This window comes from Amycolatopsis sp. WAC 04169 (assembly GCF_003947535.1).
GTDB lineage: Bacteria > Actinomycetota > Actinomycetes > Mycobacteriales > Pseudonocardiaceae > Amycolatopsis > Amycolatopsis keratiniphila.
In genome coordinates, this window is sequence record NZ_QHJI01000006.1 from 327,533 (window position 1) to 338,690 (window position 11,158).

At 66.5% G+C, this 11,158-nt stretch carries 6 protein-coding genes; 1 reads left to right on the forward strand and 5 read right to left on the reverse strand.

From position 1 onward, the window contains the following. Positions 1–15: 15 nt before the first annotated feature. Together DMC61_RS17645 and DMC61_RS41650 are read right to left on the reverse strand one after the other, a co-directional pair. Entirely contained in the window at positions 16–4,362 is a 4,347-nt protein-coding gene (locus DMC61_RS17645) for a PA14 domain-containing protein (protein WP_233594863.1), read from the reverse strand. After that, on the reverse strand, positions 4,337–6,145 hold the full coding sequence (locus tag DMC61_RS41650) for a hypothetical protein (RefSeq protein WP_233594838.1): 1,809 nt from the start codon (positions 6,143–6,145) through the stop codon (positions 4,337–4,339). The genes DMC61_RS17645 and DMC61_RS41650 overlap by 26 nt, the downstream gene beginning before the upstream one ends. A 488-nt stretch (positions 6,146–6,633) precedes the next feature. Between DMC61_RS41650 and DMC61_RS17650 the strand changes: the two genes are divergently transcribed. Next, positions 6,634–8,133: a DUF2079 domain-containing protein gene (locus DMC61_RS17650; RefSeq protein WP_233594839.1), complete on the forward strand. Its 1,500-nt coding sequence runs from the start codon at positions 6,634–6,636 to the stop codon at positions 8,131–8,133. Between the two features lie 151 nt (positions 8,134–8,284). On the opposite strand, the gene DMC61_RS17655 is transcribed toward DMC61_RS17650, so the two are convergent. The 3 genes from DMC61_RS17655 to DMC61_RS17665 all read right to left on the reverse strand — a co-directional run bounded on the left by DMC61_RS17655 (position 8,285) and on the right by DMC61_RS17665 (position 10,868). Beyond that, a complete protein-coding gene (locus DMC61_RS17655; protein ID WP_233594840.1) occupies positions 8,285–8,839 on the reverse strand; it encodes a hypothetical protein in 555 nt (184 codons plus the stop codon). 51 nt (positions 8,840–8,890) lie between these two features. Continuing rightward, positions 8,891–9,919, reverse strand: coding sequence for a DUF5914 domain-containing protein (locus DMC61_RS17660; protein ID WP_199750035.1), 1,029 nt, complete (start codon positions 9,917–9,919; stop codon positions 8,891–8,893). A gap of 70 nt (positions 9,920–9,989) precedes the next feature. Next, complete coding sequence (locus DMC61_RS17665) at positions 9,990–10,868, reverse strand: MerR family transcriptional regulator (RefSeq protein WP_125690192.1); 879 nt, start codon at positions 10,866–10,868, stop codon at positions 9,990–9,992. Between the last annotated feature and the right edge of the window lie 290 nt (positions 10,869–11,158).

An 11,158-nucleotide genomic window follows, 5' to 3' on the forward strand; every position in this document is an offset into this window, starting at 1 on the left:
TGCGGCCCGGGCAGCTCAGTCTGTTGGCCAGTTGTACTTGTCGAAGGGATCATAGGTCGAGTCGTTGGGATTGTTGCAGCGATAGGTTGTGGCGAGGCCGACTCCGCCGCCTGCCACACCACTGCCCCACAGGCCTAGGGGAGACGCGAGGAGACCGACTCCGACGCTGAGTGCCGCGCTGGCGTAGTCGCAGAAACCGAGCGAATATCCACCGCCGCCTGCGCCGCCTCCGCCGCGCCGACGTGGTGAGTAGTGCATGCGCCGTGTCACGACGCGATGGTTGCGCGCGTACCGGGACGATCGATGGTAGCCGCGCTGGCCGGCGCGGCCGTACCTGTGGTGAACGGCGCGATGGCGATAGCTGCGCTTGTTGTAGGAACGGTGATAGTACTTTCGGTGGTAGTACTTGCGGTGCCGGACGCGAGTACCGTCGAGGTCTGTCGCGTTCACGGGGTCAGCTGCGACGTAGTCGTAGTCGTTCGCGGAGCCGCCCTCGACCGGGTCGACGCTTAGGAACCGGCCGAGAACCGGGCTGTACGGCCGTGCGCCCATTTCGACGAGCGCGAGGGCGCCCGCGTGTTCGGTGCCGCGCTGGTGTTGTCCGAGCCATCCGTAATCCATTTGCCCCGGCTTGTTGTCGGGAATGTTGTCAGGATTCACGCTGCCGTCCGCAGCGAGCGGCTCTCCGAACGGCGTGTAGGTACGCGGGCTCCCCGCCTGAACTCCGGTCACCGTCAAACTGAGGCTCAGATCGCCGCGAACCGTAGGGAGATCCCAGGTGGACTGGTCCGTCCCACTGGCTACTCGTGCGGTGTAGATGACGCCACCGGGAAGGCTCATGGTCCGGGTCAGTATCCGTTTGTCGCTTCCCAGCGCAAACGCCGAACTGTCTCCGGCTCCGGTGAAAGAGTACTGCACGTCGGAGACCGAATCGCCCTGGGAAACCATGCGCCGGACGATGCGGTCCGTGGCATCCCTGAGGTAGGTGACCTCAGCCGGATCCGGTCCGGTGACGCGTGCCGTGAGATGGCGGTCCGCACTGTCGTAGCCGAGGTAGGTGGTCGATGCACCGGAAACGAACTGTGTTGTGTTTCCGTGAGAATCGTAGGCGAACCCGCTGATCGCGCCCGCGCCGATGGTGGACAGAAGGCGGTCGGCCGCGTCGTAACAGTAGCCGGTTTCGGCGGTTCCGGCGGTCGTTTGGTCGAGCAGCCGAACCCGGTTGGTGTTCAAACCCGCGTTGGTCTGAGTGCCTGTCGGACAGCTTGCAGGTGCATTCGAGGTGAAGTCGTAAGTGTAATGGTGGCCGGCTACGTACGCCTCGGTCAGTCGTCCGAGGGAGTCGTAGAGATAGTTGGGGCCCGCCGGCCGGGGATCGGCGCCATCGAGCGACTCGTCGATGACAGTTCCTGACCTTGTCCGGCGGACCTGGGACACGACATTCTTGCCGTCGCTGGTGCTCCAAGTCAGAGAAGTCACCTCTCCGGCGGCGTTTTTGCCGATCGCGGACAAGGCTGATCCGTTCGAGTACTTCACTGTCGCAAGGTCACCGGCAGTGTCGTAGGTCGACGTCGCCAGGACGGTGTTGTCGAGCTTGGTGGTCAGAAGACGACCTGCGTCGTCGTAAGTCGGTTCACTGATTTGAGGCGGGTCTGCGGGATTGGGTGGCGTGACCCGCTGTGACGACATGCGCCCCGCTTGATCGTAAGCGCTCTCGGTCTTCGTGCCGTGGACGTCGGTGTAGGAAACCGTGCGTCCGAGGAGGTCTGTACGGGTGAGGATGGTGCCGTTCAGGTCCGAAACTGAACTGGTGAGAGGGTCGCCGCCGACTGCGTAGTCGGTGGTGACGGTGCGTTTCCCGGTTGTCGAGTTCGCCGGGATCGTCACCTCCACGACCCGATCTCGGGTGTCGTAGGTCGTACAAGTCCAGTCACCCGACGTGGACTTGGCGATCACCCGGCCGGAGGCGTCGTAGACCTGCTCGTCGACACGCGCCGGGCCAGTGGCCGGCGTGGCGGACGTCGTGAGCTTCGGCATGCCGCCCTGGTTGACCGCGGAACTCCCTGCGGCGCAGGGGTTGGTGCGGGTTTCGGTGTCGCCGTAATGTGTGTAGGTCGTCTTGGCGCCAGTGGGCATCGTCTTGGAAACCTTGCGGAGATAGCCCGCGCCGGGAGCCTCGTAACCGCTCTTGGTCGTCGCCGCGCCGGCACCGGTGCCGACCGTGGCGCTCGTTGCCAGTCCGTAGACGGATTCAAGTCCTGGCTGGGTGTACTGGGTGCTCGTGACCTTGTCGGGCACACCGTCGGATTCCGAGGTGGTGGCAGAGGTAGCGAGTCCGTACCGGGGGCGAAGCTGGGTGCCAGGCACGGCTTGCTGGGCACCGGAAGGAGCGGTCCAGTGCAACTCGAGCTGTGCCGTCAGGTCGAATTCGTAGTAGTCGATACGGATCCGTTTGATCTGCCCGGCAGCGCCGCTCTGAACGACGCCTTGACGCCAAGCTGGAGTGGTGTTGCGCCAGTCGTCGATGATGAGCTGGTCGTCGACCCAGACCCGAACTCCGTCATCCGCCAGGACGCGCAACGTGTAATTCCCGGCAGCCGGGAACACGATCTCCCCGGTCGCCCGCAGCGAGAAGTGATCTGCCGGGATCCCGGCGGTCGGGGTGTCGCTGTTCCAGTTCTTGACGAACGAGCCGTCCGCTGCTCCGAGGCCGGTGGTGTAGGCCTTGGGGACGCCTGCGAGTTTGTCGTTGTCATACCAGGCGACTGCGAGACCGGGGACGTTCTCGTCGTAGCCAGTGCGACTATGTGGGACGGAGTCCGCGCAGGCCGCGGTAGGTACCTGTCCGGTGAAACAGGATCCCGGCGCGGGACCGTAGGTGTCCACGAGTCGGTCGGCGTGATCATAGATCTTGGTGGACACCCGCCCTGCGGCATCGGTGGTGGTCAGTTCCTGGTCCTTCTGGTTCCAGGTCTGGCTGGTGACCTTCCCGGTGGCGTCGGTGGTCGACAGAAGCCGGTCGGCGTCGTCGTAGGTGACCTTCGAGAAGAAGCCGCTCGCGGGATTCAGGCCCGCGACGGTGACCTTGGTGGTCTTGGCGGCGGTGTCGTAGGCGAAGCCGCGCTGCGGACGCGCTTGACCGGGCAACGGCGCCGGGCTGAGAACGCTCGTGGCCTTGGGCTTGCCCGAAGTCGTGTCATAGGTGATCTCGGACCGGACATCGGTGGCTCCGGCGCGTGCGGCGGGGTCGGCCGCGATCCAGTCGTTGATCAGCGGAGACCGCACTGCGGTCAGCAGACCTGCGGCGTTGTACCCGTAATCGGTGACCTCCGAACCCGGATCCTCGATCCGGGACAGCCGGCCTCCGGTGTACCAGAGCCGGGTTTCGGTGCCGTCCCAGTAGCTGATCCTGCACAGCATCTGCGCAGGCGCGGCGGCATCGGCGCCCGCGGGCGGGGTCACACCGCCGTAGCAGTCATCGCCCGCACGGTTGTAGCGCAGAGTCTGCGACCGCTGCGACACCGGGTCTTTGATCTCCCGAAGGCGCGAAGGCGCACCGTCGTAGATGTACTGCAAAGTAGCGGGTTTGCGGCTGTCGCTGACGCTGCTCTGGCTTTCCAGTTTGCCGTCCGCGCGGAAGACGAAGACGTCTCCGCCGTCGGTCATCGTGATCTTTCCCGCGGTGTCGAGCGCGAGGGTGCCGTCCTCCTCCGCTGGCGGCGTGTATCCGCCGGTGCTCTTCTTGGTCCAGGTGTGCTTGGCGCCGCTGGCGTCGGTGAGCACGATCGTCTGGTCCGCGACCTTCGCTTCGGTGTAACTCGAGCCGTTGCCGTCGAGGTCTGCCGAGAGCGTCCAGCCCTGCGGCAGGGTGGGCAGATCGTTGGTGTAGAGCCAGTCCGCGGGGACGATCTGCGGGGCGATCGTGGTGTTGTCCGCGGTGCGTACGAACAAGCGCATCTTCGCCGCGCCGGTGGCCTCGGCGTTCTCCACCTTGATCGGCACCCGCTGCCCCGCGGCCAGGGTGACGTTGGTGGATTGTGTCCAGTTCACGTCGCTGGGAACACCTACGTCGTAGACCTTCGCGCCGTTTATCCACACCACGGCGCCGTCATCGTGCACGCCGGCGAACTGATAGGTGCCCGCGACCGGAGCCTGGAAGAAACCCTCCCAGCGGGTGACGAACCAGTCGGCGGCGAGCGCGGGAGCGAACGGTGAGTCGCTTCCCCAGTCGACGTTCACCTGCGGCTCGGTCCGCACCAGCACCGGCTGTTGCGCGTCACTGATGAGCCCGTTGTGGGACAGGTCGGCGAAATACGATGCCTTGAGCCCCTTGTTCTCAGTCTGCTGCGAGTTGTAGGTCATCGTCACACCGGCCGTACCGGCGACCGTGGTGAAGGTCGGCGATGCCTGCGACGTGGAGACGTTGCCATTGGCGAGGTTGACGTCGACCGTCCCCGGCGGCATCCACCGGGGACGGGCCGTGGTCACCGATGCGCTGGTCCACCTTGAGGTGACCGATCCACGTGGGCGTGGTGGTGGTGGATCCGCTGTAGGTCGAGGTCTGCCACGTGTAGGCGACACCGTCGTGCAGGATTCCAGCCGGGACTGTCCAGATGGGAGTGGCCAGGCAGCCGGATTCGACCACGACGCCGGACTTGCCGTCCGCGCCGGTTGCGATGCGGAAGCAATACTTGACCGCGTCACCATCGGGATCGGTGACCGGCTTCACCGACAACGTCGGGGTCAGCGTGGTCGACACCGAGTTGTCCGCGGGGCCGGCAAGTGTGGTCGCGGGGGCGGGACTGCCGGTGTCGACGGTGAGGGTGGCGTTGAGGTTCTTGTAAGTCCAGGTTCCCGGGTTCTCGGCGCCGATCAGCATGAAGAACACGCTGCCGTCGCGGGCGTTCACGCGATCGCGGATGAAGCCGGTCAAGCCTTCGCCGACGAAGCTGCCGACGTCACCGACGAGGGCGCTGGTCATGTAGCCGCCGACACCGTCGAAGTTGAAGGCGGACGCGTGGTGCAAGTTCGCGTTCCAGGTCTTCACCGACCCGACGACGCTGGTGTTGCGGGTCAGGTCCATGCGGGCGCCGACGACGGTCTTGCCGAACAGCGGCGTGTAGTCCACGTTGAAGACGCTGCGGTTGTAGGTGTCGCCCTTGGCCTGGCTGTTGCCGATCCGCAGGCCGCAGGCGTCACAGTTCGTGCCGTCCGAACGGTACGAATGGGACTCCTTGACCCCGTAGGTGAAGGTCGGGTCCACATAGACGGGGTAGACGCGTTTGGGGTCACGCAGCCAATTCGCGTCGACGGCGACGGTGAGCCACCAGTCCGTTCCGGCCTGCTCGAGGGAGTAGGTTCCGCCGGTCATCGCGGGCGCGGTCTCGCCGTTGCCCGCGGAGTCCCAGGTCTCGATCGGCGGCATCACGATCTTCGCCGCCCCGGCCTGGTCGGCGAGGACGACGGTGCCGTTCTCCAGTTTCGGGGTCAGGCCACCGGTGTTGAGTTTGAACTTCCACGACGACCGGCCGTCAGCGGGTAGGCGTTTGAGCTTGATGGTCTCCTTGACCGCGCCTGGCGTGACCTCGTATTCCAGATCCGTCCCGGCCGCGACCTCCGGATACGTGACGGAATCACCCTTCACCGCGGCTGTCGAACCAGCGGCCTTATCCATCGCGAGGCTCGCGGTGTGCCCACCCGACTCCACCTGCAGCACCGCACTGTCGTCGGCCTTCGTCGCCAGCGACGGGCTCAGCGGATGCTGATCCGCGTCGGCGCGCTTGGTAGCGGGATCGGTCGACAGGGTGGTCTGGACCGGCTGCCAGTTCCCGGCAGCGTCCTGCACGTTCAGGGGCTGGTTCGACTGCCGCACCGACCGGGTGCCGTCGGGGTTTTCGTACTCGGTGACGAACGTCGACCGCGACACCGGCTTCGACCGCTGCGGGTCGAAGTGACTGCCCGCACCGCCGTCAAGCCGTGTAGTGGCTCCGAAATCCGCTGTGGACGGTGCCTGTGGCGGGACCGACGCGGCGGGGTCGGAGGGCAGGACGCCGACCTCACGCGGATCGATCCGCTCGGCCGCCGCGGCCTTCGGCAAAGCGGAGACGATTTCCGTGCTCCCGATTACCAGGACGGCGATCAGCAAGAAGATCAGTGCTCTGATCCACCCGGTTCTTTCGATTTCACGGCGCAACAGAAACACGAACGCCCCCCTCTATCGCGACGGCGAACGCCGTCGACGCAATGCCGCCTCGGTCTGTCGGGGACCGGGGCGTGATCGAAGGGATGATCCGCTCGACCGAGCCGTTCATCGTCACGACCACGGGTAGTCGTTACATCACTTCTTGAGGTGAACCTCACTCTTGCCAAGCACCGACGGCTCCAGTAAAGACACTGGTCACAGCGGTTCTGGAGCAGAATCGGGCAAACCGCTCAACTTTCCGGACACTGCGCTCATTCCACCCAGATAGGAAATCCTTGAACCAGTACGCCCCCGCTCGTCCCGCGGATACGGATGAACTTCCGCGCCCCACGCAGGCCCGCCTGTGGCGGCGAAGCGGCCCGGTCGCATTGTGGCTTTTCGCGGTCGTCCCGTTCGGGCTTGCTCTGTTCACCGCCGCGCGGGCTCCGAAAATGCACGTTTTGCTCGATTACTGGCATGTACTGGCGAAAATCACCGACGACAATGGCGATCTGTTGTTCGATCAGGTGTTCACCTATCACCTCGATCAGCCCTTCGTCCTGCCTTCGCTGTTGTTCTGGGCGGACGCGGCGTGGTTCGGCGGGGACAACCGGATCCTCACCATGCTCACGGTGCTGCTCGTGGCCGGGATCGTGGCCTGTCTGTACTCGATGCTCCCGGATTCTCTTTCCACTACGAAGAAATCCGTTGCTCTGGCCGGCTTCTCATGGCTGCTGTTCAGCTCTCATGCGGCGGAGCTGTGGTTGCAGGGCACCAACGGGATCAGCTGGATCCCTGCGGTCTTCTTCTGCGTGCTCGCGATCGCCTGTGCACATCGCGGTATGAGCTGGACAGCGGGTGCCTCGGCAGCGCTGGGTTGCCTCAGTTTCGGCGCGGCGCTGCCGATCTGGTTCGTCTTGGCACTGGTCGCCTGGCTGCGCAAGGACTCCCGCCTGCGAGTCTTGATCCCTGGCGTGATCGGAGTTCTCGTTGTCACGGCGTGGTTCCTGACCAAACCGCCCGGTCAACACTCGTTGGCCACGTCGGCGTTCGACCCCGACGGCAGGCTGTCTGTTCTCGCCGCGGCGCTCGGAGGGCTGTGGTCGGCCGACGTCGCGGTCGTCGCGGTGATCGCGGGCGGGATCACGATCGCCGCCCTGGTTCACTTCGTCCGGGAAGCAAGTCCTCGGGTCTCTGGCTGGATCGCGCTCGCCACCTACGCCACCTTGCTCGCGGGCATGCTGGCGCTGGGCCGCACGACCGATCAGGTACCCGGCGGCAACGTCGGACTCATCAGCAGGTACGTCGTCATCGGCGCGCTCGCCACCAGTGCCTTACTGGCATTGGCGGCCATCAACCGTCCACAATGGCCACTACGGGAGCTGCTGATCGTCACCGCGGCCGTTGCCTTGGTCACCCACGCCATCGGCGGCGCCAAAGCAGAACGCGTCCGGCACGACTACGCCCCCTTGAACCTCGCAGCCATCGCCCTGCGCGTAGACGCACCCACCGTCCTCGACGCCCTGCACATCCAACGCGCAGCCGCACCCGCGGCCCGCTCACTCGGCGCCTACCCGTTCAACGACACCTTCACCCTCGGCTGCGGCGGACCCGAACTCGGCACCCACCTCTCGACGCCGGCCCCACTCCCCCGTGGCACCGAACCCGGGAACACTCGCGGCGAAACCATCATTCCGCCGACGGGAGACACAGTCCTCAGCGGCTGGGCCACCATCGGCGGCACGCGGGCCGACTGCGTTCTCGTCGTCGATCAGAACGACGTCGTCATCGGTGGCGGCCTCATCGGCCTGCCGAGTTCGGCCGCCAGGACGAAGACTCCCGCGCCGGAAGGAATGGCCTGGCAAGCCGTCGCACCGGCCGGAGCCACGATCGGCGGAGTGATCGCCGTCAAGACAGGTACGCCCTACCGACTGCAAGCGCAAGAACGATGACAGGTGCACGAAAGCCGCAGTCCATACGCACCTGTCCAGCGCGGTGGCGACGTCACAGGCCGCGAACACCCCAGAGGGTTTTTCTTTTGTCCGACGATCTTCGATGATCACCTGCCGAGAATCACGTCAAGCGGGCAGGAAACATCAGCCGCTACAGATCCGCTCCCGCTTCTGCGGAGCTGTGGTGTGTCTCGCAGTCGGGGTTCGGGCAGTTGGCCGCATTCCGCGCTTTCCAAGCCGCGCGCATCGAGTCATACCGCCGGGTGAACTGGGCATCCCGTCGTGCTCTCCACACCGACGTGCTCACTCTCCGGGTGACCAGGAGTTCGTGAGGCGCGTAGTCGTTGTCAGTGCCTTCTATCTCAAGCCCGGCCGCAGTGAGGATCTTCCGGATCGCTTCGGCCATCGCCTCACCGATCGTATTCATCAAGTGCGAGAAAGCGGCGCATTCCTCGCCTTCCTGGTGCGGGTCGTCGGCCCATGCCTCCTGTCCCGCGTCAAGAAGGAGCGCGTGCTCCTGCCAGCCGACGAGCACACCGCGCAGATCGGGCAAGTCGACCGACACGACCGCACCGGCGACGCCGGTCGGACGGCCACCGGGGACCACCGGCAACCCGGCGGCCGCCAGCTCGGCTTGGACGACATCGCACAGCGTCTCCAGCCGGAACCGCCGATCCGAATCGGCCTCAGGGGATTCTTCCGTCATACCGCCATTTTCACATTCGGAGGGGCGGTACTCGCGATCACGACGCCGGTTTCATGCCCGCCCGTCGGCGACGTCTCCCGCTCGCAAGGCATAGCGCCGCTCGGCGTAGGCGAGATCGTCCCGCCAGAGGCGCGCGGACGCACGGCGCATCAGGGGCCGCAGAGCCGGGGCGATCCGGGCGGCCTTGGCGAAACCGGGACGGTCGGACGTGGCTATCGTCGCCTCGATCACGGCGGTCCGTGGTCGTCCGTCGGGGCCGGTCCCGAGCGGCGTGGCGTGGGTTTCGACCACGCTGCCCGCGCCTTCGCCGTCGACGATGGTCATCAGCACCGTCCGCGGTTCGGGGCAGGTGAACTCGGCGATCACCGGCACGCCCAGTTTCCCGGCGAGCCGGAAGGTCACTTCGACGACGAACTTGTCCTCGGCCTCGGTGACGTCGTTCCCTTGTGGAGCCGACAACACCTTCAGCCGGGTGAACGAGTACGGATGGAACCACGCGCCATGCCAAGGGTCGAGCCGGTTCGCGACGACGTCCACCGGTTCGCAGGTGCCGGTCAGCGTCGCGACCGCGTCGATGGTGACGTCGCCTTCCGGACGGGCCGGCACGATCGGCCGTTCGGTAGGGGTTTCGCCGCCGAAGCGGTCTAGGCGAACCCAGACGAGGACTCCGTCGTCATGGGAGGGCAGCTGTGACCAGCCCGGCCGCTCGGGCCCGACCCGCAATCCGTGCCACCGGCAGACCAACTCTCCACAATGGACACGAGCCTGATCGAGCGGAGCACCGAGATGCGGGCAGGCGCCGGGGCCGATGACCAGGTCACCGTCCGGACCACGCCACGCCACCAGTTCCCGGCCGCCGGCGCGCAGCCCGACTGGCCGATCCGCGACGACCTCCCGGCTGGCCGCGACGACGAACCAGTTGCCCGCCGGACGTGCGTCGGCCCGTTTGACCGCGGCATCGATCAGCGCGGGACTGCATTCCCGGTAGGTCGGTTCCTGCCGGGCCCAGGCCGGCTCCCGGAACGGCTGGACCGGCCATTTCGCCGGCCAGCGCTCGACCACCTGCCGCCTGAGATCCACCGGGGAATCCTCCTGTCCCGCGTCCGCTTCCGGATCCATCCTCAGGCACCTGAAGCGATCCCGCAACGGTTCAGGCTTTGAAGTGGGCAGCGGCGACGTCCAGCGCGGTGGTCAGATCGTTGACCCAAGGCGCGCCACGGACGTTGAGTCCTTCCCAGCCGGGGCCGGCGACGACGACCTCGGACCCCTGCCGCTGCAGACGCTCGCACAGCAGGACGTCCACGGTGCCGGCGGACATCGACCACAGCACCACCAGCACCGGATCCAATCTGGACGCCAGACCGGCCAAGGTCTCCGCGGGCACCATCTGACCGAGGTGGACGGCGGGGACACCGATCTCCGCCAGGGACGCCCGGAGAACCTCGACCGGCAGGCTGTGCCGCTCGCCCGGGCAGCAGGCGATGAGCACTCCGCGTTCGGACGGCCCGGTGGTGAAGCGGGCGACGTAGCGTTGCAGCGCCAGGGAAACCTCGGTGGTGAGCGCCCATTCCGACTCGAAGCACACGTCGCCCCTGGACCAGCGGTCCCCAAGGCCGCGCAGGATCGGCAGCAACACGTCGGCCCACGTCGCCGCCGCGCCGATCGCGCCGAGCGTTTCGTCCAGCAACGCCGCGATGGAGGCGAATTCGAGGTCTTCCGCGGCCTGCTCGAGTTCGCCGACCAGCCTGTCGGCGGGTACGTCCGGGACCGTCTCACCGGTACCGGAGAACGCCGCCGCGGCCGCCTCGCGGGCGGGAATCCCCCGGTCGATCAGCCGCTGCATATGCTGCAACCTGCGAACATCCGCGTCCGAGTAACGGCGATGACGGCCACCCGCGCGGATGGTGGGGCCGACCCCGTACCGCGAATCCCAGGTACGGAGCGTGACCGGCGAGACACCCAGCATCTCGGCGACCTTGCCGGGGGTCCACGAACCGCCGGCTCGGCCGCTCATCTCGTCGACATCCATCCGTTCCACGTTCCCGGTGCCAGTGTTCGCCCGAAGGGCAGCTTACGAGGTCACCGGGCATGGGCAGGCGCACACCGTCCCCGGAACGAAGAACGCCCGACGGCGCCACGGCGGGGCCCCGGGAAGGGACCGGTCCGCACGCCAGGCGCCGTCGGGCATCCGGAGCCCGGTGCGAGGGGCACCGGGCTCCTGAGGGTGGCGGGGTCCGGGCCACGCTCGTCCGCGAGACGGTCATCTTCGATCCGCGAGCGATCCGGGTTTGAGCCGGTGAATCCCGGGCAACCCAGGAT